25 protein-coding genes are annotated in these 25,285 nt (G+C 73.5%); 13 read left to right on the forward strand and 12 right to left on the reverse strand.

Translation table 11 applies throughout. From position 1 onward, the window contains the following. Nucleotides 1–11: 11 nt before the first annotated feature. From FKD65_RS14175 to FKD65_RS14210, 8 genes are all read right to left on the reverse strand, one after another. The gene (locus FKD65_RS14175; protein ID WP_141577949.1) at nucleotides 12–3,185 is read right to left on the reverse strand and encodes an ATP-dependent DNA helicase; all 3,174 of its coding nucleotides are present in this window, start codon (nucleotides 3,183–3,185) and stop codon (nucleotides 12–14) included. A gap of 81 nt (nucleotides 3,186–3,266) precedes the next feature. After that, nucleotides 3,267–3,569, reverse strand: coding sequence for an MGMT family protein (locus FKD65_RS14180; protein ID WP_141577950.1), 303 nt, complete (start codon nucleotides 3,567–3,569; stop codon nucleotides 3,267–3,269). A gap of 4 nt (nucleotides 3,570–3,573) precedes the next feature. Beyond that, nucleotides 3,574–4,845 (reverse strand): S8 family serine peptidase, encoded by a 1,272-nt coding sequence (locus FKD65_RS14185; protein ID WP_240810137.1) that lies wholly within the window; start codon nucleotides 4,843–4,845, stop codon nucleotides 3,574–3,576. Next, nucleotides 4,839–5,591 carry a hypothetical protein gene (locus FKD65_RS14190; RefSeq protein WP_240810138.1) on the reverse strand — a complete coding sequence of 251 codons (753 nt, stop codon included), beginning with the start codon at nucleotides 5,589–5,591 and terminating at the stop codon, nucleotides 4,839–4,841. Before FKD65_RS14190 ends, FKD65_RS14185 begins: the two co-directional genes overlap by 7 nt. Continuing rightward, a complete protein-coding gene (locus tag FKD65_RS14195) occupies nucleotides 5,576–6,850 on the reverse strand; it encodes a S8 family serine peptidase (RefSeq protein WP_240810139.1) in 1,275 nt (424 codons plus the stop codon). The genes FKD65_RS14190 and FKD65_RS14195 overlap by 16 nt, the downstream gene beginning before the upstream one ends. Further along, nucleotides 6,844–7,752, reverse strand: a complete 909-nt coding sequence (locus FKD65_RS14200; protein ID WP_168220883.1) for a hypothetical protein — start codon at nucleotides 7,750–7,752, stop codon at nucleotides 6,844–6,846. Before FKD65_RS14200 ends, FKD65_RS14195 begins: the two co-directional genes overlap by 7 nt. 202 nt (nucleotides 7,753–7,954) lie before the next feature. After that, a complete protein-coding gene (locus FKD65_RS14205; protein WP_141577952.1) occupies nucleotides 7,955–8,146 on the reverse strand; it encodes a CsbD family protein in 192 nt (63 codons plus the stop codon). A 58-nt stretch (nucleotides 8,147–8,204) separates the two neighbouring features. Next, nucleotides 8,205–8,414 carry a hypothetical protein gene (locus FKD65_RS14210; protein ID WP_141577953.1) on the reverse strand — a complete coding sequence of 70 codons (210 nt, stop codon included), beginning with the start codon at nucleotides 8,412–8,414 and terminating at the stop codon, nucleotides 8,205–8,207. 220 nt (nucleotides 8,415–8,634) lie between these two features. On the opposite strand from FKD65_RS14210, the gene moeZ reads away from it, so the two are divergent. Next, complete coding sequence (moeZ, locus tag FKD65_RS14215) at nucleotides 8,635–9,816, forward strand: adenylyltransferase/sulfurtransferase MoeZ (RefSeq protein WP_141577954.1); 1,182 nt, start codon at nucleotides 8,635–8,637, stop codon at nucleotides 9,814–9,816. 55 nt (nucleotides 9,817–9,871) lie between these two features. On the opposite strand, the gene FKD65_RS14220 is transcribed toward moeZ, so the two are convergent. After that, the gene (locus tag FKD65_RS14220; RefSeq protein WP_168221036.1) at nucleotides 9,872–10,567 is read right to left on the reverse strand and encodes a TetR/AcrR family transcriptional regulator; all 696 of its coding nucleotides are present in this window, start codon (nucleotides 10,565–10,567) and stop codon (nucleotides 9,872–9,874) included. Nucleotides 10,568–10,776: 209 nt separating this feature from the next. Between FKD65_RS14220 and FKD65_RS14225 the strand changes: the two genes are divergently transcribed. Both FKD65_RS14225 and FKD65_RS14230 read left to right on the forward strand, forming a co-directional pair. Next, nucleotides 10,777–12,930, forward strand: a complete 2,154-nt coding sequence (locus FKD65_RS14225) for an MMPL family transporter (RefSeq protein ID WP_141577955.1) — start codon at nucleotides 10,777–10,779, stop codon at nucleotides 12,928–12,930. Between the two features lie 203 nt (nucleotides 12,931–13,133). Further along, complete coding sequence (locus FKD65_RS14230) at nucleotides 13,134–13,436, forward strand: hypothetical protein (protein ID WP_141577956.1); 303 nt, start codon at nucleotides 13,134–13,136, stop codon at nucleotides 13,434–13,436. A gap of 41 nt (nucleotides 13,437–13,477) precedes the next feature. Here FKD65_RS14230 and FKD65_RS14235 read toward each other — a convergent pair whose 3' ends face one another. Further along, nucleotides 13,478–14,386, reverse strand: coding sequence for a Ku protein (locus FKD65_RS14235; protein WP_141577957.1), 909 nt, complete (start codon nucleotides 14,384–14,386; stop codon nucleotides 13,478–13,480). Between the two features lie 113 nt (nucleotides 14,387–14,499). Here FKD65_RS14235 and ligD (FKD65_RS14240) point away from each other — a divergent pair, with 113 nt between their 5' ends. The 8 genes from ligD (FKD65_RS14240) (at nucleotide 14,500) to FKD65_RS14275 (ending at nucleotide 21,780) form a co-directional block, all read left to right on the forward strand. After that, complete coding sequence (gene ligD, locus FKD65_RS14240; protein ID WP_141577958.1) at nucleotides 14,500–15,474, forward strand: non-homologous end-joining DNA ligase; 975 nt, start codon at nucleotides 14,500–14,502, stop codon at nucleotides 15,472–15,474. Next, the gene (gene ligD, locus FKD65_RS14245) at nucleotides 15,464–16,372 is read left to right on the forward strand and encodes a non-homologous end-joining DNA ligase (RefSeq protein WP_141577959.1); all 909 of its coding nucleotides are present in this window, start codon (nucleotides 15,464–15,466) and stop codon (nucleotides 16,370–16,372) included. Before ligD (FKD65_RS14240) ends, ligD (FKD65_RS14245) begins: the two co-directional genes overlap by 11 nt. 105 nt (nucleotides 16,373–16,477) lie before the next feature. Next, the gene (locus tag FKD65_RS14250) at nucleotides 16,478–17,803 is read left to right on the forward strand and encodes an NAD(P)/FAD-dependent oxidoreductase (protein WP_240810140.1); all 1,326 of its coding nucleotides are present in this window, start codon (nucleotides 16,478–16,480) and stop codon (nucleotides 17,801–17,803) included. Nucleotides 17,804–17,909: 106 nt separating this feature from the next. Beyond that, the gene (locus FKD65_RS14255) at nucleotides 17,910–18,098 is read left to right on the forward strand and encodes a hypothetical protein (RefSeq protein ID WP_141577961.1); all 189 of its coding nucleotides are present in this window, start codon (nucleotides 17,910–17,912) and stop codon (nucleotides 18,096–18,098) included. Nucleotides 18,099–18,309: 211 nt separating this feature from the next. After that, on the forward strand, nucleotides 18,310–18,939 hold the full coding sequence (locus FKD65_RS14260) for a TetR/AcrR family transcriptional regulator (protein ID WP_141577962.1): 630 nt from the start codon (nucleotides 18,310–18,312) through the stop codon (nucleotides 18,937–18,939). A gap of 130 nt (nucleotides 18,940–19,069) precedes the next feature. Further along, nucleotides 19,070–19,303 carry a DUF3107 domain-containing protein gene (locus tag FKD65_RS14265; RefSeq protein ID WP_141577963.1) on the forward strand — a complete coding sequence of 78 codons (234 nt, stop codon included), beginning with the start codon at nucleotides 19,070–19,072 and terminating at the stop codon, nucleotides 19,301–19,303. A 228-nt stretch (nucleotides 19,304–19,531) separates the two neighbouring features. Then, nucleotides 19,532–19,825, forward strand: coding sequence for a GlsB/YeaQ/YmgE family stress response membrane protein (locus tag FKD65_RS14270; protein WP_141577964.1), 294 nt, complete (start codon nucleotides 19,532–19,534; stop codon nucleotides 19,823–19,825). 500 nt (nucleotides 19,826–20,325) lie between these two features. Then, nucleotides 20,326–21,780: a DEAD/DEAH box helicase gene (locus FKD65_RS14275; RefSeq protein WP_240810141.1), complete on the forward strand. Its 1,455-nt coding sequence runs from the start codon at nucleotides 20,326–20,328 to the stop codon at nucleotides 21,778–21,780. Nucleotides 21,781–21,808: 28 nt separating this feature from the next. Here the strand turns inward: FKD65_RS14275 and FKD65_RS14280 are convergent, their stop codons facing one another. Beyond that, entirely contained in the window at nucleotides 21,809–22,516 is a 708-nt protein-coding gene (locus FKD65_RS14280; RefSeq protein WP_205718841.1) for a glycerophosphodiester phosphodiesterase, read from the reverse strand. A gap of 77 nt (nucleotides 22,517–22,593) precedes the next feature. Between FKD65_RS14280 and FKD65_RS14285 the strand changes: the two genes are divergently transcribed. Beyond that, a complete protein-coding gene (locus FKD65_RS14285) occupies nucleotides 22,594–23,469 on the forward strand; it encodes an alpha/beta fold hydrolase (protein WP_141577966.1) in 876 nt (291 codons plus the stop codon). 24 nt (nucleotides 23,470–23,493) lie between these two features. On the opposite strand, the gene FKD65_RS14290 is transcribed toward FKD65_RS14285, so the two are convergent. Continuing rightward, nucleotides 23,494–24,351, reverse strand: coding sequence for an oxidoreductase (locus FKD65_RS14290; RefSeq protein ID WP_141577967.1), 858 nt, complete (start codon nucleotides 24,349–24,351; stop codon nucleotides 23,494–23,496). Between the two features lie 97 nt (nucleotides 24,352–24,448). On the opposite strand from FKD65_RS14290, the gene FKD65_RS14295 reads away from it, so the two are divergent. After that, complete coding sequence (locus FKD65_RS14295; protein ID WP_240810142.1) at nucleotides 24,449–25,276, forward strand: NmrA family NAD(P)-binding protein; 828 nt, start codon at nucleotides 24,449–24,451, stop codon at nucleotides 25,274–25,276. The last annotated feature ends 9 nt before the right edge of the window (nucleotides 25,277–25,285 follow it).

A 25,285-nucleotide genomic window follows, 5' to 3' on the forward strand; every position in this document is an offset into this window, starting at 1 on the left:
CTCCCCCCGAGCTAGTCCGCCACCTGCCCGCCCTCGTCATGGACGGGGCAGCAGGAGCGTACGGGACAGGTGCGACACTTGTCGTTCGCCCTGGCCTGGAAGACGTCGCCGGCCATCCCCGTGGCGACGATCTCGACGAGCTTCTTCGGCCACTCGGGATCGGCGTCCTCGGCGGGCGCGGGCTGCTCCTGCTCGCGCGCCTTCGCCGTGAACGCGGCCTTGCCGACCTGGATCAGCTTCGCGCCGCCCGGCTCGATCAGCCCGTGCCGCTCGAACGCGCCGAGCATCACCGCGTACTGGTACACGCCGAGCTGCGGGTGCCGGGCGAGGTCGTCCTTCGGGACGGCCGTGGAGGAGGTCTTGATGTCGATGATGACGGCGCGGCCCTGCTCGTCGCGCTCGGCGCGGTCGATGCGGCCCTTGATGACGACGCGGCCGAGGTCGACCTTGAACGACTCCTCCAGCGCGACGACCTCGTTGGGGTTGTCGCGGTGCCACGCGAGGAACCTGTCGACCATCCTCGCGGCCTGCTCGCGCTGCTTCTCCGAGTACCACGAGCTGCGGAACTCCAGGTCGTTCCAGACCTCGTCGAGCCGCCGCGCGACGTGCAGCTCGTCGACGCCGTCGTCGGCGCCCGCCATCTCGGCGACGGCGTGGACGACCTTGCCCATGGTGCTGTACTCGTTGGGCCCGCCCTCCTGGGCGCCGACCGCGGAGGCGAGCAGCCAGCGCAGCCCGCAGGTGGTGAACGCCTCCACCTGGGACGGCGAGATCGTGATGGGCTCGTCCTCGGCGAACGCGGGCCCGGAGTCCGACAGCGCGGTGATGGCGTACCAGTTCTCCGGCTTCGCGCCGCGCACGCCCGCGCGCGCGAGGCGGGCCAGGTGCCCGGCGGCGGCGCGCCGCAGCGGCTCGGGACGCGCCGGGTCGGCGACGGCGGAGCGCAGGTCGGCCACGAGGGCGGACAGCGACAGCCAGCGGGTCTTCTCGTCGAGCTGCGACTGCTCGATCGCGCCCGGGAGGAGCTCGTTCAGGAAGCGCGACGGCCGCTCCTCGGTGTCGTCGCCGCCGACGGCCGTCACCACGAGGCGCCTGCGGGCGCGCGTGACCGCCACGTAGAACAGGCGGCGCTCCTCGTCGAGCATCTTGGCGGCCATGGACGCGCCCGCGGCGGCCTCGCCGTCCGGCTCGGCCCCGGCCGCGTGCTCGACCAGTTCCTCGACGCCGAGCAGCGAACCGCGCAGCCGCACGTCGGGCCAGACGCCCTCCTGGACTCCGGCGACGACGACCACGTCCCACTCCAGGCCCTTGGAGCGGTGCGCGGTGAGGATCCGGACGGCCTCGCCGTCGGGCGCCTGCTCGGCCAGCGTGTCGCCGGCGATCTCCTGGGAGGCGATGTTGTCGACGAACAGCTCGGGCCCAGCCTGGGGAAGCCGGTCGACGAACCGCGCGGCGTGGTCGAACAGCGCCACCACGGCGTCGAGGTCGCGGTCGGCCGCCGCGCCGCGCGTCCCGCCCTTGACGCTCTGCTCCAGCAGCACGTCGGCCTGGCCGCTCTCCTTCCACACGGCCCACAGCACGTCTTCGGCGGTGCCGCCGTCGTGGGCGCTGCGCCGCGCCGTCTCGATCAGGTTCGCGATCCGCTCGGCGGGCGCGCGGACCCTCTCGTGGACGAGGACCAGCTCGCGGGGGTCGTTCACCGCCGCGCTCAGAAGCTCGCCCAGCGGACGCTGCCCGCCCGCGAGTTCCTCGAGGTCGCGCAGAGCGCGCTTGAGGCGGCGCATGGCGAGCGCGTCGGCGCCGCCCAGCGGCCCGGTCAGGAGGTCCTCCGCGACGACCTCGTCCAGGAAGCCCTTCTTCAGCGCCGCGCGCAGCAGGACGAGGAACGGGCGGACGGCGGGCTCCCCTACCAGCGGCACTTCGTCACCGGCGACGACCACCGGCACTCCGGCCTGGGCGAGCGCCCGCCGCAGCACGGGCACCTGCCGCACGGCGCTGCGCACCAGGACCGCCATACGCGACCAGGGCACGCCGTCGAGGAGGTGGGCGCGCCGCAGCTCGTCGGCGACCAGCGCGGACTCCTGGCTCTCGGAGTCGGCGATGACCGCGCGGACCTCGCCCTCGTCCAGCTCGTCCACCGGCCGGAGCGCGCGGTGCTCGGCCGCTCCCGCGGTCCCGGCGGGCAGGCGCCTCGCGATGCGCCGGGAGGCCTCGAGGATCTCCGGGCCCATCCGGCGGCACGTCCGCAGCGCCACCACGGGCGCGGGACCGCCGTCCAGGGTGAGGAAGCGGTTCGGGAACTCCTGGATACCGCGCACGTCGGCGCCCCGGAACCCGTAGATCGACTGGTCCGGGTCGCCGACCACGACGAGGTCGCGGCCCTCGCCCGCGAGGTGGTGCAGGAGGGCCTCCTGCGCGGGGTCGGTGTCCTGGTACTCGTCCACGAACACGGCGTCGTAGGCGTCCTGCTCCCGGATGCGCACCTCCTCGTCCGCGAGCATGCCCGCGGCCAGGTGGATCAGCTCGCCGTAGTCGTAGGTCGGGACGGGGTCGAGCAGGAACCGGTCGACGTACCGCTCCATGAAGCCGCCGATCGCCGCCCAGTCGTCGCGGCCCCGCACGCGCCCGAGGGCGACGAGGTCCTCCGCGGCGAACTGGCGCTCGACCGCGCGCAGGGCGAAGTCGCGGAGCTCCTCGGCGAACCCGCGCGTCGCGAGGGCGGCCCGCAGCCGCTCCGGCCAGTCGCGGGCGCCGTCGGCGAGCTCGCCCTCCAGCAGCCGCCGGACTTCGAGCAGCTGCTCAGGGCCGGACAGCAGCCTGGGGGCCGGCTCCTCGTTCAGCACGGCGTCCCGCCGGATCAGCGCGTAGGCGTAGCTGTGGAAGGTCAGCGCCAGGGGCGTGCGCGTCGTGCGGTGCAGCCGGCCGGTGATGCGCTCCCGCAGCTCCCCTGCCGCCTTGCGGCTGAAGGTCAGGACGAGCACCCGCTCGGGGTCGACGCCGCGGTTCTCGATGCGGTCGACGACCGCCTCCACGATCGTCGTCGTCTTCCCGGTTCCCGGCCCCGCCAGCACCAGCATCGGCCCGCCGGCATGCTCGACCACCCGCCGCTGCTGCTCGTCGAGCACGGGCGGGACGCTCCGCGCGGGACCCGCGCGGCGCACGAGACGGTAGGAAGCTGACGGCACAACAGTTCATTGGAACAGATCACCGAGACGGTTCTGACCAATACGCACGCATGTCGCAGGAGATAAACGCGACAAACACTCCTAGCCCGTCCACCTGGCACGTGCCATGTCGACTCGGCGGCCGTCGGGGTGGAGGGGGGTGCCCTCGGCGCGGTAGTTCTCGCGGGCCTCGATCTCGTGGCCGCTCGGCGGGTGGCCGTCGGCGCGGATGACGCGCCACCACGGGACGGCGCCCCCGTAGAGCGACATCACGCGCCCGACCTGGCGCGGGCCGCCGCGTCCGACCATCTCGGCGATGTCGCCGTAGGACAGGACGCGGCCCGGCGGGATCCGTTCCACCGCGTCCAGTACCGCTTCGGCGTACTCGTCAGGTTCGGACCACATCCGCTCATTCTCCCGGATCCCGCTCGCCGCGCAGGAGGACCGCGGAGCCCGCCAGGCCGAGCAGGGACAGCGCGCAGATCAGCAGGTAGGCGGCGACGAGCCCGCCCGAGCGGTGCACGACCTGGACGGGGCGCGCCGGCCCCGTCGCGAACCGCCTCCCGGCCGGCAGGCCGGCGCCGCCCGTGCGCGCCCCGGCCAGCGTGTCGGACACGGCGAGCGCCGCGGCGGCGTCGACCCGCCCGAACCCGACGCCCCGGTCGTAGCCGCGCGCCGGGCGGGCCGCGGTGCCCGCCACGATGGCCTGCGTGACCAGAGCGGGGGCGAGGCCGCGGTGGCGGGACCTGATGAGCGCGGCGACGCCGGAGACGAACGCGGTCGCGGGGCTCGTGCCGTCCCCGATCCAGTACCGCCCGTCCGGGCCCGCGCCGATGATCTGGACGCCGGGCGCGGACACGACGACGCCGGAGTTGCGGTTGGAGAACCCGGCGTGCTCGCCCTGCGCGTCCACGGCGGCGACGGAGATCACACCGGGGAACGACGCCGGGTAGAAGTACCTGGGGGCCGCGCCGCCGGGTTCGCGGGCGCCGCGCGGCGGGGCGGACCGGCCGTCCACCCCGCGCGGATCGTCCTCGGCTCCGCTGTTGCCCGCCGCCGCGACCACGACGACGTTCCGGCCGATCGCGTAGGCGACGGCCTCGCGCTCGCGCGGCGTGGGGTAGGAGCGGCCGAGCGACAGGTTGACGACGTCGGCGCCGTGGTCGACCGCGTACCGGATGCCCTGGGCGATCGTCCCCGTGTAGCGCCGCCTGCCGGTGAACTTCGCGAAGCCCGGCTCGTCGCGTTCCAGGATCACCCGCAGCGACAGCAGCCGCGCCTCGGGCGCGACGCCGACGACTCCCCGGGTCCCGCCCGGTCCGTGCCCGTGGCCGGCGATGATCGACGCCATGTTCGTGCCGTGCAGCCGCTTCGGGGCGACGCCGGCCGGGTTCGCGCCGAGCGTGTAGTCGGGGCCGGTGGCGACGGAGCCGGCGAGGTCGGCCTGGCCGGCGTCCACTCCCGAGTCGAGGACGGCGACCGTCACGCCGCCGCCCTTGGACATCGTCCACGCGCGCGGCACATTCAGCGACTCCAGGACGGGCGTGACGGCGTCGCGCACCGGGTCGGAGGCGAGGGCGCCCCGCAAGGGCGCCGCGCGTTCGGCGGCGCCCGCCGGGGCCGCGGCGGGGGCGATGGCGAGGGCCAGCGCGGCGGCCCCGGCGGCGGCGCGGCTCAGCACCGCCACTCCCGCCTGTCGCAGCGGACCGTCGCGGGGGCGGTCAGCGGCCGCAGGACGCCCTGGACGAGCTGCGGCGCGAGCTCGGCCGCGTCGGTGAGGGCGCCGCGCGTCGCGGGGCGCCCGTCGGCGTACCCGGCCGTCGCCGCGACCACGTAGGGGCCGCGCTGCGCGGCGGTGGACGCCTGCCGCGCCGCGTCCCCGAAGCGGGCGGCCACCGAGCCCGCGAACGGCAGCGCGCGCAGCCCCCGGCCGCCGGCGCGGGTCGGGAACCAGGCGACGGCCTCCCGCGCGGTCCGCTCGTCCGGGAACACGACCACGCCGACCGTGACCGCGAGCCCCTGCGCCTGGTCGAGGTAGGTGGCGCGGAGCGCGGCGCGGCAGCCGCGCGCGGTGAGGCTCCGGGTCAACGCGTCGTCCGCGGCCGTCCCGCAGCGGGTGTCGGGGCCGATCCCCACCCGGCGGGCCGTCTCGGCGGAGGCCTGGCCGAGCCGGTAGGGGATGCCCGCGGGGAAGATCCGTCCGGCGGGCCAGGTCCGGTAGCGGCCCGACAGCTCCGCCGCCGCGGCCGCCGCGCGCTCGGCCGGAGTGGGGGCGCGGGTCAGCTCGGCGCCAAGCCGCACGCCCGCGACGGCGAGGACGGTCGCGCACGCCGGCGCGGCCACCAGCGCGGCCGTCCTGCGGGCGGCCCGTCGCCGGCCTCCCGGTTCCGGTTCGCCGTCGGCGGCGGAGATCAGGGCGCGCGCCACGCGTCCGCCGGCCGGGGGTGGCGCCGCCGGAACGTGATCGCGAGCGCGGCCGCCCCGACCGTCCCGCCGATCCCGAGGATCAGGATCACGGCGACCAGCGGCCGGACCCAGATCGGCCGCTCGATGATCTCCACCGGCTCCGGGTCCCGCTCCCCGAACCGCTGGCCGGCGGGCTTCGCCCTGGCGGGGCCCGGCTGCGCCGAGGCCAGGGAGTCCGCCGCCGAGAGGGCGCGGGCCGCGTGCACCTCCCCGAACCCGAGCTCGGGGTCGTAGCCGCCGGGCGGGCCGTGCCGGGTGCTCTGGATCAGCGCCTGCGCGACCAGCGCGGGCGCCATCCGCGGGTGCTTCGCGCGGATCAGCGCGGCGATCCCGGAGACGACCGCGCTGGCGTCGCTGGTGCCGGAGCTGACGAAGTACCGTCCGCCCGGCCCCGCGACGGCCAGTCCCGTGCCCGGCGCCGAGAGCAGGACCGAGTAGTTGCGGTTGGAGAACGGCGCGCGGGAGTGGTCGGACTGCGTCGCCGCAACCGCGATCACACCGGGGTAGGACGCGGGGTAGGAGTACGGCGCGAACCCGTCGCCGTCCAGCAGCCCGTCCTCGTCGCCGTCGTTGCCGACGGCCGAGACCACCACGACGCCCTTGCCGACCGCGTAGCCGACGGCCTCGCGCTCGGCGGGCTGCTCCTCGCGGCTGCCGAGCGACAGGTTGATGACGTCGGCGCCGTGGTCGGCGGCGTAGCGGATGCCGCGCGCCACCGCCCTGTCCGAACTGCCGGCGGCCCGGAAGCGGGCGTAGCTCGCGTCCTCCGGCTCGCCGATCGCGCGGACGGCGAGGATGCGCGCCTGCGGGGCCAGCCCGACGATCCCGGAGCCGCCTGCGGGGCCGTGCCCGCGCCCCGCGATCAGCGACGCCATGCCGGTGCCGTGCAGCCGCGCGGGCGTCGTCCCGGCGTCGATCTTCGCGAGCATGTTGGGGCCGACGGTGACCTTGCCGCGCAGGTCCGGCTGGTCGGGGTCGACGCCGGAGTCGACGACCCCGACCGTCACGCCCGCGCCCCTGGTGACCTTCCAGGCGGCGTTCATGCCGAGGAGGTCGAGGACGGGCCGCTGCCTGTCCCGGACGACGTCGGCGTGCGCGTGGACGGGCATCAGCCAGCCCCCGGCCAGCGCCGCGCCCGCGGCGGCCGCCATGCCGCGCCGCGCCAGCCCGACAGCGGACCGGCTCGCCCGCGACCGGCTCGCCCGCGCTCCCGTCAGCATCGCCACTCGGACCGGTCGCAGTCGGGCAGCGCCCTGGCCGACAGCGTCCGCGCGATCGCGTACCCGATCTGCGGGGCCAGCGCGAACGGCTCGCCCGGCCGCGCCTTCTTCACCGCGGCGGCCGGGCGGCCGTCGGCCTGCCCGGAGGTCGTCAGCACGACGTACGGGCCGCCGCGGTCGATGGTCCGGTCCTGCCGGGCGTCGTCGGTGAAGCGGGCGGACGCCGTCCCCGGGAACGCGGCGGCGCGCAGCGCGGGGCGGACCGTGCCCGACCCGTCGGGGCCCTGCGAGCCGGGCAGCTCCTTGTAGGCCCGGTCGGCCTTCCACGGGTCGGGGAACGCGACCACGCCGACGGTGACGACGACGCCCTGCAACTGGTCGACGTAGCTCGCGCGCAGGACGGCCCGGCAGCCGTGCCTGCCGATGGTCTCCGCGATCTGGTCGTCCACGCCCTCCACGCAGCCGGTGTCCGGGACGATCCCCGTTCGCGACGCGTACTCGGTGTGGTCGCCCCCCGGCCGGTAGCCGATCCTGTCGGGGAAGACGCGCCGCGCCGGCCACGCCTCCCAGCGCCGCGCGACCTCCTTGTCGGCCGCGATCTGCAGTTCGACTTTCGTGGGCTCGCGCCTCAGGGTCGTCCACGCGGCGAAGAACGAGACCCCCGTGGCGACGAGGAAGCAGCAGCTGACGAGCAGCGCCACGACGCTCCAGTGGCGGCCCGTCGGCCCGTTCACCGGCCACGGACCGCCCGTCCTCAGCGGGCGCGGCGGAGCGGGCGGGGGCCCGGGATAGGGAGGCGCGGAGGCACCGGGCGGGCCGGGGAGGCGGGAGCCGCCGGGCATGCCGGGCTGCTGCGGGGACCGCGGCGGGGGCGGTTGCTGGGAGGGGGGCAGGAATGCCACAACAGTCAAGATTAACTGCGCTTCACGACATTTCGCCCGTCATCCCATGAAGGCAGTTCCCTCCCGGCCGGGAAACGGACGGAGCCCCTTGTCCAAGGGGCTCCGTTCTCAATGTTCCCGCGGTCGGGACTCCAAGCCGCCGCAGCGCTCCGGGCGGCGCCGCCGCGTGGCCGAGGGCCCTACGCGTCGGCGGTCCGGCGCGTCACTCCGCGGTCCGCTTCGCTTCCTTGGCGGCGTCCTTGACCTTCTCGCCGACCTGCTTGGCGCCGCCGGCGGTGCGGTCGCTCTTGCCCTCGGCCTCGAGGTGGGGGTCGCCGGACTGCCGCCCGGCCTCCTCCTTGCCGCGGCCCTTGGCCTGCTGCGCCTTGTTCTTCAGCTTGTCGAGGAAACCCATGGTTCCTCCTCCGGTACGGAGAGTCGTATAAAGCGGCTATGCCCCCGATGTGCCGGGATTATGCGGACGTCCGGGTCTCGCGGCGCAGCCGCTCGGCCTCCTCGTGGATGAGCGCCTCGGTCTCCAGGAGCTTCGCCTCGGCCTGCTCGGTGCGCATCGCCGCCCGCCGCTCGCGCGCGCTCGGCTTGCGCCGCCTCCCGGCGGTCCGGCGTCCGGCCCGCTCCCCGGTGGCCTTCTTCTCTCCGGTGAACTTCTTCAGGAACCCCATGCCCGTCTACCTCTCCTCACCCGCGGCCGGTCCCGTCCGCCGGCCTCCGCGCCCGTACGGTGCCCCTTTTATGGCGTTCCATTCCGGTACCGAGGGAGTCAGTGGCAACCGGCGCGCGGGCGGCTGCCGGGAATGCCGCAGCACATGGCAAGGTTGTGCGGTGAGTGGACGATGACGTCCCGCCCTCCTTACGTCGAGCGTCAGCACAGGAGCATCCACCGTGTCCTTGCCACCTCTGGTCGAGCCCGCCCCGGAGCTCACCCGCGACGAGGTCAACCGCTACTCGCGGCACCTGATCATCCCCGATGTGGGCATGGCCGGGCAGAAGCGCCTCAAGAACGCCAGGGTCCTGGTCGTCGGCGCGGGCGGCCTCGGCTCACCCGCCCTGCTCTACCTGGCAGCCGCCGGCGTGGGCACCCTCGGCGTCATCGACTTCGACGTCGTGGACGAGTCCAACCTGCAGCGGCAGATCATCCACCGGCAGTCGTCCCTCGGCAAGCCGAAGGTCGAGTCGGCCGCGGAGACCGTCCGCGACATCAACCCGCTGATCGACGTGGTGGTGCACGACGTCGCACTCGACCGCGACAACGTCATGGACATCTTCTCCGGCTACGACCTCATCGTGGACGGCACCGACAACTTCGCCACCCGCTACATGGTGAACGACGCCGCCGTCCTGCTCGGCAAGCCGTACGTGTGGGGCTCGATCTACCGGTTCGACGGCCAGGCTTCAGTGTTCTGGGCCGAGCACGGCCCCTGCTACCGCTGCCTCTACCCCGAGCCGCCGCCGCCCGGCATGGTCCCGTCGTGCGCCGAGGGCGGGGTGCTCGGCGTCTTGTGCGCGTCCATCGGCTCCATCCAGGTGAACGAGGCCATCAAGCTGCTGACCGGCATCGGCGAGCCGCTCGTCGGCCGGCTGATGATCTACGACGCCCTGGAGATGACCTACCGCTCGGTCAAGGTCCGCAAGGACCCCGAGTGCCCGCTGTGCGGCAAGAACCCGACGCAGACCGAGTTGCTGGAGGACTACGAGGCCTTCTGCGGCGCGGTGTCCGACGAGGCCGCCGAGGCCGCGAAGGACTCCACGATCTCCGTGGTCGACCTCAAGGCCATGCAGGACCGCGACGACGACATCTTCCTCGTCGACGTCCGCGAGCCCAACGAGTACGAGATCGTCTCGATCCCGGGCGCCACGCTCATCCCCAAGGGCGAGTTCCTGAACGGCGCCGCCCTGGAGCGCCTGCCGCAGGACAAGAAGATCGTCCTGCACTGCAAGTCGGGCGTCCGCTCCGCCGAGGCCCTCGCCGTCGTGAAGAGCGCCGGCTTCGGCGACGCCGTCCACGTCGGCGGCGGCGTCCTGGCCTGGGTCAACCAGATCGACCCCAGCCTCCCGTCCTACTGACCGCGCGAACCGAAGGCCCCCGGAACACTCCGGGGGCCTTCGCCGTCGTTCCGGCTCACTTCTCCGGCGGGGCGTAGGTCAGGCCCAGCTCGCCGGCCACCTCGCGGAGCATCAGCTCGAACATGGGGGCGGCGTCGGACAGGGCGAACTCCAGGTGGCCGAACACCTCCAGGCTGACCCCGCCCTGGAGCCTCGTCCAGCACTTGAGGAACTGCTGGATCACCCCGAGCGGGAGTTCGACGCCGAGGACCTCGTCGCGGTAGCGGCGCAGCTGTACGAGCAGGCCCGGGTCGATCTCGTCGTCGGCCGGCACCCGGAACGGGCTCTTCCTCCAGAGCTCCAGGAAGAGGGACAGGAACGTCCAGCCGAAACGGCGGGCGCACTCTTCCGCGAAGTCGACCTCCTCCTGGTGCGCGGCGCCGCGCACGGGCGTGCCGAAGAGCAGCGAGTACTCGCGGGGGTGCCCCAGCGCCCAGAGCCGGAACTGGCGGGCCACCGTCATGAACTTGCCGCTCATGTCGCCCGCCGGGACGTCCTTCACGGCCGCGTGCAGCTCGCCGGTCAGCTCCATGAACAGGTCGCCGACCAGGTGCCGCAGCAGCTCGCCGTGGCTGCCGAAGTAGCGGTAGAGCGCGGGGGCCGTCATGCCCATCTCGCGGGCGATGGCGCGCAGCGTCACCGCGTCGGGGCCCTCCTCGACGAGGATCCGGCGGGCGGTCTCGGAGATCTCCCTGACCGTCGCCGCACGCATGCGATCACGGCGCGATTCCACCACGCCCCCTCCCTGTGCCCGATGCTCTGCAGCCCTGCGGCTCTCCGCCCGGCCGCGTCCGGCCGCCCTCGCATGATTCCTCAAAAACACCCTTGACGACAGCTAACACCGTATGCGAAGTTAACGCTGTTCTCAGTTTACGGCGTTCACTGAAATTACTCAAGGTAACGAGGCTGGGGGAAGCAGTCATGTTCGATCGATGGGGCAGGTGGGTCCACCGGCGCCGGCGCTGGGTCCTCGCCGTCGCGGGCGCGGCCCTGGTGTTCGCGGCGGTGTGGGGGACGGGCGTGTTCGGCGCGCTGACCTCCTCCGGGGGCTTCGACACTCCGGGCAGCCAGAGCGCGGCGGCGACCCGGATCGCCGAGCGCGACCTCGGGCGGGACGAGGCGGACGTCGTGATCCTCTACCAGGGCGCGGCGACGGTGGACACGCCGTCCTTCCGGAGCTCGGTGGAGCGGGCGCTGGCGGCGCTGCCGTCCGACAAGGTCGCCAAGGCGAGCACGTACTGGACGACCGGCTCGCCGCAGTTCGTGAGCGAGGACCGTAAGGCGACCTACGCCGTCCTGCAACTGGCGGGCTCCGACGAGGCGGCACGGGAGGACGCCTACAAGGCGATCCAGGACGACCTGACCGAGGTCGGCGGCGGCCTCACCGCGAAGGTCGGCGGGCAGGTCGGCACCGGGGTGGCGATCAACGAGCGCGTCTCGTCCGACATCGGCCGGGCCGAGGGCATGGCGATGCCGATCCTGCTGGTGCTGCTGGTGCTGATCTTCGGCGGGCTGGTCTCGGCGAGCCTGCCGCTGCTGGTCGGCGGCCTGGCCATCCTCGGCTCGTTCACCGCGCTGCACGCGCTCACCTACGTCACCGACGTGTCGATCTTCGCGGTCAACATCACCACGTTCCTCGGGCTCGGCCTCGCGATCGACTACGGGCTGTTCATGGTCAGCCGGTTCCGCGAGGAGATCGGCCGGGACGGCGCCTCCGCCGAGGACGCGCTGGCCGCCACGATGGCCACGGCCGGGCGGACGGTGGCGGTCTCCGGCGTCACGGTCGCGGTGTCGCTGTCCGGGCTGCTGCTGTTCGAACAGAACTTCCTGGTCTCCATGGGCTACGGCGGCATCGCCACCGTGCTGGTGTGCATGGCCGGCGCGCTGACCGTTCTGCCCGCGCTGATGGCCGTCCTCGGCCCGAAGGTGAACGCGCTGCCGATCCGGCGGCACAGGGCGTCCGCCGGCCGGACCGAGGGCTGGTGGGGACGCGTCGCGCGCAGCGTCATGCGCCGCCCGGTCGTCTACATGGTCGCGACCGTGGCGCTGCTCCTCGTGCTCGGCGCCCCGTTCCTGCGCATCAACTGGGGCGGCGTGGACGCGAAGGTCCTGCCGGACGGCACGGACGCGCGGGCCGTCGCCGAGACGCTGGAGTCCCGGTTCCCCCGGGGCGCCACCAGCCCGATCGAGGCCGTGGTCACCGGAACGTCCGACCAGGCCGCCGTCCAGGCGTACGGGGCCCGTCTGGACGCGCTGCCCGGCGTCACGGCCGCGACGGTGACCGGCGCCAAGGGCACGACGACGCGGATCGCGCTGCGCTACGAGCCCGACCCGAACTCCGGCGCCGCCCGCGACCTCGTCCAGCGGGTGCGCGACGTCCCGCCGCCGCCCGGCGCGCAGGCCCGCGTCGGCGGCCAGACGGCCGACGTGGTCGACCAGCTCGCCAGCATCGGCGCGACCCTGCCGTGGCTGGCCCTGCTCGTCGGCGGCGCCACGTTCCTCCTGCTGTTCCTGGCGTTCGGGTCGGTGCTGCTGCCGCTGAAGGCGATCGTCATGAACATGCTGTCGCTGTCGGCCACCTTCGGCGCGGTCGTGCTGATCTTCCAGGACGGCCACCTGTCCGGGCCGCTGGACTTCACCGCGACCGGCGCGATCTCCCCGGCGATGCCGATCCTCATGCTGGCGATGCTGTTCGGGATCTCGATGGACTACGAGGTGTTCCTGCTGTCGCGGGTCCGCGAGCAGTACGACCTGACCGGCTCCAACACCGCGGCGGTCGCCTCCGGCGTGCAGCGCACCGGAGCGATCATCACCAGCGCCGCGCTGCTGTTCATCGTCGTGATCGGCGCGTTCGCGACGTCCGGCATCACGTTCATCAAGATGACCGGCGTGGGGATGGCCGTGGCGATCCTGCTGGACGCGACGGTCGTGCGGGCGCTGCTCGTGCCCGCCACGATGCGGCTGCTCGGCCGCGCGAACTGGTGGGCGCCCGGCCCGCTGGCCCGGCTCTACGGCCGGTACGGGATCCGGGAGGGCGACGCCCCGGCCCCGCCGCGGCTGGAGCCCGTGGGCTGAGCCCGGCACCGGTGGCCGGCACCCGGGCGCCCCGGAAAGTGCCGGCCACCAATCCACCCGAACCGCTTGTGGACTCCCGCGGCCGGGGGAAGACTGAACGTCATTCCACCGGCTGCACCCTCGCGTGACGCGTGCCGCGACGGCCCCCTGCCCGGCGGAACCCCGAACCCTTCCCCGTGCCGGGACGTTCCCTTGGAGGCACCATGTCCGCGCTGCTCATCACCGAGGCCGAGACGGCGCTCACGCACCTGGAGCGGCTCACCGACGCCCTGCGCTCCGCCGGCTGGGCCGTCGAGGTCGCCGCCCCCGCCGACCGCCGCCCGTCCGCGCTCGTCGCCGACCCGCGGCTGCCGCGCGTGAACGAGAGCGTCATCGCCGTCCGCGAGCGGTCCGGCGACGGCTGGTCCTACTGCTACGGCTGGGGCGAGCGGATCGCGCCGTGCGCCGACCCGTCGGGCGCGGCCGCCGCGGTCGGCCGGGTGCTCTCCGCACGCCGCGACAACTGAACCGCCCCTGCCGGGCGCACTGCCCGGACCCGGCGCGGGGTTCACGCGGACTTGCGGCTCCGGCTCTTCGCCGGCTCCTTCTTCGCACCGGATTTCGACGATGACGACGCCTTGCGCGCGGCGGGCTTCTTGTCCGCCGCCCCCTTGCCGGACGCCGCCTTCCCGCCCTTCTCGCCGCGGCTCTTCTTGGCCGCCTCGACGCTCGCGCGCAGCGCGCTGAGCAGGTCCGCGGCGGGCTCCTCCGGGCCCTCCTCGGCGGGACGCGCCACCTCCCGGCCCTCGACCTTGGCGTCGATCACCGACTGGAGGGCCTCGCGGTAGGCGTCGGTGTACTCGCCCGGGTCGAACTCCCCCTCCATCGACTCGATCAGCGACGTCGCCATCGACAGCTCCTGCTTGCGGACCTCGATGTCCTCCTCCAGGAACGCGAACTCGGGCGCGCGGACCTCGTCCGGCCACAGCATGGTCTCCAGGACGAACACGCCCTCGCGGACCCGCAGCGTCGCGAGCGACTCGCGCTGTCTCAGCGCCACCTTGACGATGGCGACCTGCCCGGAGCTCTCCAGTGCGTCCCGCAGCAGCACGTACGGCTTGGCGCCCTGCGCGTCGGGCTCCAGGTAGTAGGACTTGGCGAAGTAGATCGGGTCGACCTCCTCGCGCTCCACGAACTGCAGGACGTCGATCCGGCGGCTGGACGACAGCGGCAGGTCGGCGAAGTCCTCGTCGGTGAGGATGACCATCTCGCCGCTCGGCAGCTCGTACCCCTTGGCGATGTCGGAGTACGGCACCTCCTCGCCGTCGACCGTGCACACCCGCTTGTACTTGATGCGCCCCCCGTCCTCCCGGTGCACCTGGTGGAAGGCGACGTCCCGCTGCTCGGTCGCCGAGTAGAGCTTCACCGGTATGGTCACCAGACCGAAGGAGATAGCGCCCTTCCAGATACTGCGCATGACCCGTCCTTACCCAGCACGTTCCTGCCCCTAGCGTCGCAACGCCGTTCGATTTGCGCCAGAAGGACGTCGTGATCCTTTCCCCGTGCGGCGGTACGGGGTAAGACGGCCTTATGACCATGCCGTGGCCCGTCGAGCCGATGATGGCCTCTACCGGGGACCTCCCCTCCGACGGCGGGAAGTGGGGCCTTGAGCTGAAATGGGATGGCGTGCGCGTCCTGTCGCACGTGTCCGCCGACGGCGTCCGGGCCGTCGGGCGGCGCGGCGGCGAGGTGACGAGCCGCTACCCCGAGCTGTCCGCACTCGCCGACCTGCTGCCCGACCACGACATCGTGCTGGACGGCGAGGTCGTCGCCTTCCAGGACGGGCGGCCCAGCTTCGAGCGCCTCCAGCGCCGGATGCACGTCGAGCGCCCCGATCCGCGACTGATCCGCGAGGTGCCCGTCCGCTACGTGGTCTTCGACGTCCTCTTCCTGGACGGGCACCTGCTGTACGACGTGCCCTACGCCGACCGCCGCTCGGTGCTGGCGGAGCTCGACCTCGCCGGCTCGGGCCCCGTGGAGGTGCCCCCGTACCTGCACGGCGCCGACCAGGAGCAGGTGGAGGAACTGCTCGCCTTCACCCGCGAGCAGCGGATGGAGGGCCTGCTCGCCAAGCGCCTCGACTCGCCGTACCGTCCGGGGCGCCGCGTCGACTTCTGGCGCAAGGTGAAGAACTTCATGACGCGCGAGGTCGTCGTCTGCGGCTGGAAGCCCGGGAAGGGGCGGCGCGAGGGCGGCGTGGGCTCGCTGCTGCTCGGCGAGTACGACCTGAAGGGGCTGCTGGGCTTCGTCGGGCACGTCGGCACCGGCTTCACCGACCGCGCGCTGGACGAGCTGTACGAGACGCTGTGGCCGCTGCGGCGTCCTACCAGCCCCTACGACGAGCCCGTTCCGCGCGAGTTCGCGCGCGACGCCCAATGGGTTGAGCCCCGGCTCGTCGGGGAGGTCGCCTACAGCGCCCGCACCAGGGACGGCCGCCTCCGCTTCCCGTCCTGGCGGGGCCTGCGTGACGACAAGGACCCCCTGGAGGTCACGAGTGAGCAGTAAGAGGACCGCCGTCGACGTGGACGGCCGTCAGCTCTCCCTCTCCAACCTCGACAAGAACCTGTACCCGGAGTTCACCAAGGGCGAGGTCATCGACTACTACGCCCGCGTCGCCCCGGTCATGCTCCCCCACCTGAAGGACCGCCCCGCCACCCGCATCCGCTGGCCGGACGGGGTCGACGGCGGCAAGTTCTTCGAGAAGAACGCCCCCTCCCACACCCCGGACTGGGTCCGGACGGCGACGGTCCCCACCCCCGGCAGCTCCAAGGGCCGCGACACCCTCGACTTCGTCGTCGTGGACGACCTCGCGACGCTCGTGTGGTGCGCGAACCTCGCCGCGCTGGAGCTGCACGTCCCGCAGTGGAAGGTCGGGCCGCGCGGCAAGGTGCACGCCCCCGACCTCGTGGTCTTCGACCTGGACCCGGGCCCGCCCGCGACGGTCGTGCAGGCGTGCGAGGTGGCCGCCCTGCTGCGCGACGTGCTCGCCGAGGACGGCCTCGACTCCTACCCGAAGACGAGCGGCAAGAAGGGACTGCACCTCTACGTCCCGATCAAGGAGCCCGGGGAGGCCGAGCGGACGTCGGAGTACGCCAAGGCCGCCGCGCAGCGCCTGGCCGAGGAGAACCCCCGGCTGGTCGTGGCGAAGATGGACAGGCGGCTGCGCAAGGGGAAGATCTTCGTCGACTGGAGCCAGAACAACCCCGCCAAGACGACCGTCGCGCCCTACTCGCTGCGCGCCGGGAACCGCCCCTCGGTCTCGACGCCCATCACCTGGGACGAGCTGGAGTCGTGCGGGGACGCCGCCGATCTCGTCTTCGGCCCGGAGGACGTCCTCACCCGAGTGGACAAGCACGGCGACCTCCTGGAACCCCTTCTGAAGGACCACCAGCCGCTGCCCTGAGCGACTTCCGCGTTCCGCATGCCCTATGTGTTCGAATCGGCACGCTCCGGGACGGCCTTCCGTCACCATGGTGCGCGGGGACACCACGGGTGGAAGGAACGAACGTTGTCGCACAACCACCACTACGACGCCGTAGTGCTGGGCGGGGGCACCGCGGGCGAGATGGTCGCGACCGGCCTCGCCCGCGCCGGACGGGGCGTCGCGCTCGTCGAGAGCCGCCTCGTCGGCGGGGAGTCGCCGTACTTCGCGTGCGTCCCGTCCAAGTCGCTGCTGCTGTCGGCCCGGCGGGGCGAGACGTGGGAGTCGGCGCTCGCCCGCCGGGACGGCCTGGCCGGGCACCGGGGCGACGACGCCGCCGTCGCGCGGATGGCCGAGGCGGGGGTGGCCGTCCTGCGCGGCCGGGGCCAGGTCCTCGACCACGGCCGGATCGAGGTGGACGGCGCCGTGCACGGATTCGGCGACCTCGTCGTGTGCACCGGCAGCGAGCCCGTCATCCCGCCCGTCGAGGGCCTCGCCGACGTGCCCCTGTGGACGAGCGCCGAGGCCCTGTCGGTCTCCGACCTCCCGCGCCGGCTGGTGATCCTCGGCGGCGGCCCGGTCGGGTGCGAGCTGGCACAGGTGTACGCGGCGTTCGGGTCGCAGGTCGCGGTCGTCGAGGCGTCCGGGCGGCTGCTGACCGCGGAGGCGCCGTTCGCGGGCGAGGTGCTCGCGGACGCGCTGCGCCGGATGGGCGTCGACCTGCGGCTCGGCATCGCCGTCGCCGACGTGGAGCGCAAGGACGTCGGGCTGCGGCTGTGGCTGTCGGACGGCGGCACCCTCGACGCCGACCGCGTCCTCGTCGCCGCGGGGCGCCGTCCCCGCGTGCAGGGCCTCGGGCTGGAGAACCTCGGCATCGACCTCGCCGCCGGCCGCGGGATCCCCGTGGACGAGACGTGCCGCGTCCCGTCCCGCGCCGGGAGCGTGTGGGCGGCGGGCGACGTCACCGGCATCGCCCGCACCACGCACGCCGCCCGCTACCAGGCGCAGGTGGCGCTGTCGAACCTGCTCGGGCGCCGCCGGAAGGCCGACTACCGCGCCATCCCCCGCGTCGTCTACACGACGCCCACCGTCTACTCCGTGGGGGTCTCCCCCAGGCAGGCGGAGGAACTCGGAATAGACCTCCTCACCGCCGGGTACGACCTCGCCTCGACGGCCCGGGCGGCGGTCGAGGCCGACGAGCGCGGCCGGGTGGAGTTGTACGCGGACCGCGCCCGCGGGCTGCTGGTCGGGGCCGCCGCCGCCGGCCTGGGGGCCGAGGAGTGGATGAGTGAGATCGCGCTGGCCATCCGGGCGGAGACGCCGCTGAGCCTGCTCGCCGACGTCGTCCACGCGTTCCCGACCCACGGCGAGTCGGTCGAGGCCCCGCTGCGGGAACTGGCCGGACGGCTGTGAACCCCGGGCCGGCGGTGGAGCCGCGAAGGAGGCGAGCGCGAGAAGGCGCCCTAGCCCGGGACGGCCGTGAACTCGAGACGGCCGCGGACCCTGAGGAGGACCCCTGATGAGCGAGACCGACGACCTGGCACAGCCCGCTCCCGACGACGCCGACGAGGCCGACGCCGCCGAGCAGCGCGCCGTCCTCGACGAGGAGGACGGCGTCGAGCGGGGCCCGATGCCCGACGACGCCAACGAGGCCGACGCCGCCGAGCAGCGGCTCGAGGTGCGGCTGGACGAGGACGACTACCGCTGACCGCCTGGCCCCCGGCACAGGCAGGAAGGCTGACGGAAAGGCCGGGGCACGACCGTCGCGGCCTCCGCCGGGAATACACTGACCTGCGCGAAGGAACGACGGCGGGCGTGGCCCGTGACCAACCGAGTTACTCGCGCGTAGGATGATGAGATTGTTTCCCGGTGACGGACGACCCCCATCCGTCCCCACGATTGCGTGATCGGAGAGTGTGGTGACCGCGACCCCGGACGCCCGCCCCCGTGGCACGAGGCTGCCGCGACTGGCTCGCCGCAAGCAACTGCTCGGCGCGGCCCAGGAGGTGTTCGTCGCGCAGGGGTACCACGCGGCGGCGATGGACGAGATCGCCGAGCGTGCGGGCGTCAGCAAACCGGTGCTCTACCAGCACTTCCCGGGCAAGCTGGAGCTGTACCTGGCGCTGCTCGACGAGCACGCCGAGGCCCTTGTGAAGATCGTCCGCGAGGCGCTGGAGTCCACCACGGACAACAAGCTGCGCGTGCAGGCGAGCATGCAGGCCTTCTACGACTTCGTGGCGGGCGACGGCGAGGCGTACCGGCTGGTCTTCGAGTCCGACCTGCGCAACGTCGCGCCCGTCCGGGCCCGCGTCGACCGCGCCAACCAGCAGTGCGCCGAGATGATCGCGCAGGTCATCGCCGAGGACACCAACGCCCCGGCCGAGGAGGCGCACCTGCTCGGCATGGGCCTGGTCGGCATGGCCGAGGTCAGCGCCCGCTTCTGGCTCTCCCAGCACCGGGCGATCCCCAAGGACACCGCCGAGAAGATCATCGCGCGGCTGGCCTGGCGCGGCATCTCCGGCTTCCCGCGCACCACCGACCAGGGCTGACCCCCACCGGGATCGGGGAAAGTTCACCCTCGGCACAACCGGCCGTCGGCGCGTCCGGCGATCTACGTGCGACCATCGGAGGCGAGCCCGCCGGCGGTCGGCGGGACGCGCCGGACGACGGAGGCATCGCGTGCAGGTTCGCATCGGGGTCCAGAACGTGGCCAGGGAGCTCGTGGTCGACACCGACCAGACGGCCGACGAGGTCCAGGACGCGCTGGGGGCGGCGCTCGCCGACCCGCACGGCGTGCTGGTGCTGAAGGACCGCCGCGCCGGCCGGGTCGTCCTCCCGGGGGCCCGCGTCGGCTACCTGGAGATCTCCGAGGACGAGCAGCGCAGCGTCGGATTCGGAACGCAGTACACCTGAGCGGGCATCGTCACTGAGCGAGCCCCGCCCCCGGGCAGGCACCGCACCCGGGCAGGCACCGCAGCCGAGCCCGCAGCACGCCCGCCCGCCGGCCGCTCGACGCCCGCGGTACCTGGGCTTTACGCACTTCCCACTCCTCTTGACCTGGGTTTTGTTTCAACCCGGTGGGAGGGGCATATCGATCACCGACTCGGGCCACCGGCCCACCGAATGGAAAGGTTGATCGATATGCTCACGACGATCCTTTGGTTCATCGTGGTCGGTGCCGTCATCGGAGCCGTCGCACGGCTCGTCGTCCCCGGCAAGAACCCGATCGGCATCCTGCTGACGATCCTCGTCGGGATCGTCGGCGCGATCCTCGGCGGCGTCGTCGCGGACGCCCTCGGAGCGGGCACCCTCGTCGCCCTCGTCTTCGCGGTGGTGATCGCCGCCGTGGGCGTCGCGGCGCTGACCGCGATGAACTCCCGCGGCCACGGTCGCGGCCGCGGCCGCGGCTGGCGGACCGGGCACCGGACCCACTGACCCGCGCCACCCCGATGGAAGCCCCCGCCTCCCCCAGGGCGGGGGCTTCCGTAGTTTCCGGATGTCCGGATGTGGCCGTCGGCGCGCCGCGCCCCGATCGGGCCCGCGGCCCCCGTCCCCGCGGGGCGCATAACGCCTGGCGGGCCGGGGACGGAATAGATGAAAGCGTGGAAACGTTGGGCACGGTGACCGGCTATTGGTGTAAGCGACTAACGGTCGGTACACTGCGTCGCGGAGTGTGACCGCACGCAGCCACGGTGAGTGACTGCTTTCAACCCCTGAATGCGGTCGCCGAAGAATTTGATCAACGGCTGGTCCCTCCCGCGCGAGCGCGCGGCCACAGGAACGGCGGGCAACGCCGGCCGGGCGGCTTCACGCCGTCGAGCCGCGCCGCACCCGGGAGCGGAGACCCCGCATATTGGAGGCTGAAAGCCCTGACTACCTTTCGTGAACTCGGGGTCGTCCCCGAGATAGCAGACGCCCTCGAAGCCGAAGGCATCGTGGAGGCGTTCCCCATCCAGGAGCTCGCCCTGCCGATCGCGCTGGGCGGCCACGACATCATCGGCCAGGCCCGCACGGGCACCGGCAAGACCCTGGCGTTCGGCGCCGCGCTGCTGCAGCGCATCGAGCACGGCAACCGCGAGCCGCGCGCGCTCGTCGTCGCCCCGACCCGCGAGCTGGCCCTCCAGGTCACCGACGACCTCCTGGTCGCCGGCGGCAAGCTCGGCACCCGCGTCCTGTCGGTCTACGGCGGGCGCGCCTACGAGCCCCAGATCGAGGCGCTGCGCGAGGGCGTCGACGTCGTCGTCGGCACCCCGGGCCGGCTCCTCGACCTCGTCAAGCAGAAGTACCTCGACCTCTCCAAGGTCGGCGTGCTGGTGCTGGACGAGGCCGACCGCATGCTCGACCTGGGCTTCCTGCCCGACATCGAGCGCATCATCGACCGGATCCCGGCGCAGCGCCAGACCATGCTCTTCTCGGCGACGATGCCGGGCGAGATCGCCGCGCTGTCGCGCCGGTACCTGACCCGCCCGACCAACGTCCGCGCCGAGTCGCACACCGAGTCGGACGCGACGCCGCAGGTCGTCCAGCACGTCTTCCAGGCCCACCAGATGGACAAGCCGGAGATGCTGGCCCGCCTGCTGCAGGCCGAGGGGCGCGGGCTCACCATGGTCTTCTGCCAGACGAAGCGGGCGTGCGACCGCGTGGCCGCCGACCTCGCGCAGCGCGGCTTCGACGCCGCCGCCGTGCACGGCGACCTCGGGCAGAGCCAGCGCGAGCGGGCGCTGCGCGCGTTCCGCAACGGCAAGATCAGCGTGCTGGTGGCCACCGACGTGGCGGCCCGCGGCCTCGACGTCGACGACGTCACCCACGTCGTGAACTACGAGTGCCCCGACAGCGCCGACACCTACGTGCACCGCATCGGCCGGACCGGCCGTGCGGGCAAGGAGGGCGTCGCCGTCACGCTCGTCGACTGGTCCGACCTCCCCCGGTGGAAGCTGATCAACGGCACGCTCGACCTGCCGTTCGCCGCCCTGGAGGAGACCTACTCGACGTCCCCGCACTACTTCGAGGCGCTCGGCATCCCCGAGGGCACGAAGGGGACGCTGCCCGCCGACAAGCGGGGCGGCCTCGCCGGGCTCGACGCCGAGGAGCTGGAGGACATCGGCGAGACCGGCAAGGTCCGCAGCCACGACCGCGGCCGCGAGCGCGAGCGCGACCGGGACCACGACCGGGAACGTCCCCGGCCGCGGCGCCGCAAGCGCAACCGCACCCGCACGCGGGCCGGCCAGCCCGTGGAGGCGGGGGCCGCGGAGTCCGAGACCGCCGCCGACGACAACGTCGTCGACGCGGTCGCCACCGAGCGCAAGCGCAGCCGACCCCGCCGCCGCACCCGCGCCGGCAAGCCGGCCGCGGCCGCGGGCGGGACCGCCGAGGCGTCCCAGACCGCCTGACCGGCGGCGGAGCACCAGGCCGCGAGACTCACCCAGGTCTCGCGGCTCGCGTTCCTTCCGGGCCTTCTCCCTCGCGCATCCTGAGGGCGAGGCCCGGATGGTCGGTGACGAGGACGGCGACGCGCGGATCTCCGAGGAACCGGCGCATGACGGGCTCGGCGTTGACCGTCCAGATCATCGCGGGGATCCCGGCGCGCCCGCACTGGCGCAGCACGCCGACCCGGGCGAGCCGGTGGTTGAGCGCGACCATGTCGGCGCCCGCCCGCCGGATCAGCCGCAGCGGCGCGAAGTCGTGCGCGGCGCCCCGCTCCCACAGGTTGCGCCCGACCGACAGGGCCGTGCGCGTCCCAGGGAAGCTCTTCTTGATCTCCATGAGGGACGTGACCTCGCGGGTCGTCACCACGAAGTCCTCCGCGCCGAAGGCCTCCATCGCGAGCGCGACGGTCTCGTGCTCGCAGCCGCGCTCCTTGAGGTCCAGATGGCCCTTGGCCCGGCCGGCGATGATCTTCATGGCGTCGGCGACCAGCGGGACGGGCCGCACCGCGAGCTCCTGGACCCGCTCGTAGCTGAGCCGGCTCAGCCGCCGGCCGCCGACCTCGGGGTCGTGGTGGACGACGAGCCGGCCGTCCCCGGTCCGCCTGATGTCGATCTCGACGTACTCGGCGCCCGAGGCCGCGGCCTCGCCGAGACCCGTCAGGCCCGCCTCGTCACGGCGGTGCGCGGAGATGGCAGGCATGGCGACCACGCTGGCGACGCTACCACCGAAGATTTCTTACCGAAGCACCCAGCCGCCCATTGACTAAGGTTTCCACCGTGAGTACGCCCCGGTTCGTGAGTCTGCCCCCCGGTGTTCGCCGGACGACCGTCGAGACCTCCCGCGGCCCGTTCGCCGCGCTGGAGGCCCTTCCGGGATCGGGCGTGCCCGACCGCTGCCCCGCCCTCCTCGTGCCCGGTCTCACCGGCAGCAAGGAGGACTTCCTCGCCGTCCTGCAGACCCTGGCCGCCTCCGGGCGCCGCGTCGTCGCGATCGACATGCGCGGCCAGTACGAGACCATCGGCCCCGACGACGAGAGCGCCTACACCCGCGCGGCCCTCGGGGCCGACATCTCGGCCGTCATGGCGGCGCTCGGCCCCGACCCCGTCCACCTGGTCGGCCACTCCTTCGGCGGCCTGGTGTGCCGCGAGGCCGTCCTCGCCGGGGCCCGCCCCGCGTCCTTCACCGTGATGAGCTCCGGCCCGGACGCCGTCACCGGCCAGGCCGCCGCCAGGGCCCGAGCCCTGCGCGACGCCATCCCCGAGCTCGGCATGACGCAGATCTGGGAGCTCAGCCTCGAACCCGACTACCTCGGACGCGGCATCCAGCGCGAGATCGTCGCCTTCCTCAAGGCCCGCACGCTCGGCAACTCCGAGAAGGGCCTCGCGCGCATGGCCGACGAGATCCTCACCGCCCCCGACCGCGTCGACGAGCTGGCCAAGCACTGCGCCGACACGGGCCTGCGCGTCCTCGTCCTCTACGGCGAGGACGACGACGCCTGGGACCCCCGCGTCCAGGCCGCCATGGCGGACCGCCTCAACGCGTCCAAGGTCGTCATCCCCGGCGCCGCCCACTCCCCCGCCTGGGACGCGCCGGAGACCACCGCCGCCGCCCTGCGCGCCCACTGGGCCTACACCGAGCGCACCCTCAACTAGCGGCGCCCGGACGCGGCCGCTCCGTCAGCCGAGTTCGGCGAGGTCCTGCTCGGTCAGGGTGAGGTCGCCGGCGGCGATGTTCTCCTCCAGGTGGGCCGGTGAACCCGTGCCGGGGATCAGGAGGATGTTCGGCGAGCGGGCGAGGAGCCATGCCAGGGCCACCTGGGGGACGGTCGCGCCGTGGCGGGCGGCGACGGCGTCCAGGTGCTCGGCCGTGACCGGGGCGAACCCGCCGACCGGGAAGAAGGGGACGTAGGCGATCCCCGCCTCCGCGCAGGCGTCCACGAGCGCGTCGTCGTCCCGCCGGGAGACGTTGTAGAGGTTCTGGACGCAGGCGATCGGCGCGATCCCGCGGGCCTCGGCGAACTCCGCCGCAGTGACGTTGGAGACTCCGAGGTGGCGGATGAGGCCCTCCTCCCGGAGCGCGAGCAGCGTCTCCAGGGGGCCGGCCAGGGGTGCCTCGTCGCGGTCCAGGTCGCCCATCCGCAGGTTCACCACGTCCAGGCGGTCGACTCCCAGCGAGCGCAGGTTCGCCTCCACACCGCGGCGCAGGCCGTCCGGGGTGAGGCCGTTCTTCCGCTCGGCGGAAAGCGCGAGGTCGGGGCCCTCCACCAGCGCACCGACCTTGGTGACGATCACGAGGTCGTCCGGATAGGGGTGCAGGGCCTCCCGGATCAGCTCGTTGGCCGCCACCCCGCCGCGCGAGTAGTAGTGCGAGGTGTCGATGTGGTTCACCCCGAGCTCCACGGCCCGGCGCAGGACGCCCAGCGCGGTCTCCCTGCCGGGCGGGTCCCCCTTCGGCCATCCGGTCAGCTTCATCGCGCCGTACCCGATCCGCGCGACCTCGAGGTCTCCGCCCAGCGTCCAGCTTCCAGCCGTCATGATCGTCCACGATAGGCCGACCGGGGACCTCCGCGAGCCGCGTCCGCGCGCGGCCGTCTTGACCTCGAGCGCGGTTGAGGTTCTACGGTCGGGGCCCGTGAGCATCTTCCTGGTGACCGGCGCGACCGGACGGGTGGGCCGGCACGTCGCCGCTTCATTGACCGAGGCGGGGCACACGGTCCGCGCCCTCGTCCGCGACACCGCGGCCGTGCCCGAAGGGATCGAGGCCGTCAGGGGCGACCTCGGCTCCCCGGAGACGCTGGAGCGCGCCGCCCGCGGCGTGGACGCCGTCTACCTGATGTGGCCCGGCCTGCCGGTGGACCCCCGCGTCGTGGACGCGATCGCGCGCCATGCCCGGCACGTCGCCTACCTGTCCACGGACGTGCCCGACCTCGCGGAGGGCGAGCCCGCCGCGTCCTTCCACCAGGAGATCGAGCGGCTGATCCGCGGATCGGGGCTCGCCTGGACGTTCGTGCGGGCGATCGACTTCGCCGCGAACACCCTCGCGTGGGCCGACCAGGTCAGGCGGGGCGTCGTCCGCTGGCCGTACGGGGACGCCGCGCGCTCGTTGATCCACGAACGGGACATCGCGGACGTCGTGGTCCACGCCCTCACCACCCCCGGCCACGACGCCGCCGCCCACGTCGTCACCGGCCCCGAATCGATCACCCACCGGGAGCAGGTCCGCGTCATCGGGGAGGTCGTCGGCCGCGAGGTGCGCTGGGAGGACCTGCCTCCGGACATCGCCCGCGAGCAGCTGACCGCCGCGTGGGGCGACGCCGCCTTCGTCCAGTCCCGCCTGAAGGCCTGGGAGGGCTTCGTGGACGAGCCGGAACGCGTGACCGACACCGTCGAGCGCCTCCTGGGCCGTCCCGCCCGCACCTTCCGCCAGTGGGCCGAGGACCACGCCTCCGACTTCCGCTGACGGGATCGT

It is taken from the genome of Actinomadura sp. WMMA1423, assembly GCF_006547145.1.
Lineage (GTDB): Bacteria > Actinomycetota > Actinomycetes > Streptosporangiales > Streptosporangiaceae > Spirillospora.

Bases quoted from the DNA above. Each gene is read 5' to 3' on its own strand.
- FKD65_RS14210 (WP_141577953.1), bottom strand. From the start codon at position 8,414: ATGGGGTTCCTGAAGAAGTTCACCGGAGAGAAGAAGGCCACCGGGGAG.
- FKD65_RS14270 (WP_141577964.1), top strand. From the start codon at position 19,532: ATGCTCACGACGATCCTTTGGTTCATCGTGGTCGGTGCCGTCATCGGA.
- FKD65_RS14255 (WP_141577961.1), top strand. From the start codon at position 17,910: ATGAGCGAGACCGACGACCTGGCACAGCCCGCTCCCGACGACGCCGAC.
- FKD65_RS14205 (WP_141577952.1), bottom strand. From the start codon at position 8,146: ATGGGTTTCCTCGACAAGCTGAAGAACAAGGCGCAGCAGGCCAAGGGC.
- FKD65_RS14290 (WP_141577967.1), bottom strand. From the start codon at position 24,351: ATGACGGCTGGAAGCTGGACGCTGGGCGGAGACCTCGAGGTCGCGCGG.
- FKD65_RS14280 (WP_205718841.1), bottom strand. From the start codon at position 22,516: ATGCCTGCCATCTCCGCGCACCGCCGTGACGAGGCGGGCCTGACGGGT.
- FKD65_RS14235 (WP_141577957.1), bottom strand. From the start codon at position 14,386: ATGCGCAGTATCTGGAAGGGCGCTATCTCCTTCGGTCTGGTGACCATA.
- FKD65_RS14225 (WP_141577955.1), top strand. From the start codon at position 10,777: ATGTTCGATCGATGGGGCAGGTGGGTCCACCGGCGCCGGCGCTGGGTC.
- FKD65_RS14220 (WP_168221036.1), bottom strand. From the start codon at position 10,567: ATGCGTGCGGCGACGGTCAGGGAGATCTCCGAGACCGCCCGCCGGATC.
- FKD65_RS14230 (WP_141577956.1), top strand. From the start codon at position 13,134: ATGTCCGCGCTGCTCATCACCGAGGCCGAGACGGCGCTCACGCACCTG.
- FKD65_RS14195 (WP_240810139.1), bottom strand. From the start codon at position 6,850: ATGCTGACGGGAGCGCGGGCGAGCCGGTCGCGGGCGAGCCGGTCCGCT.
- FKD65_RS14180 (WP_141577950.1), bottom strand. From the start codon at position 3,569: ATGTGGTCCGAACCTGACGAGTACGCCGAAGCGGTACTGGACGCGGTG.
- ligD (WP_141577958.1), top strand. From the start codon at position 14,500: ATGACCATGCCGTGGCCCGTCGAGCCGATGATGGCCTCTACCGGGGAC.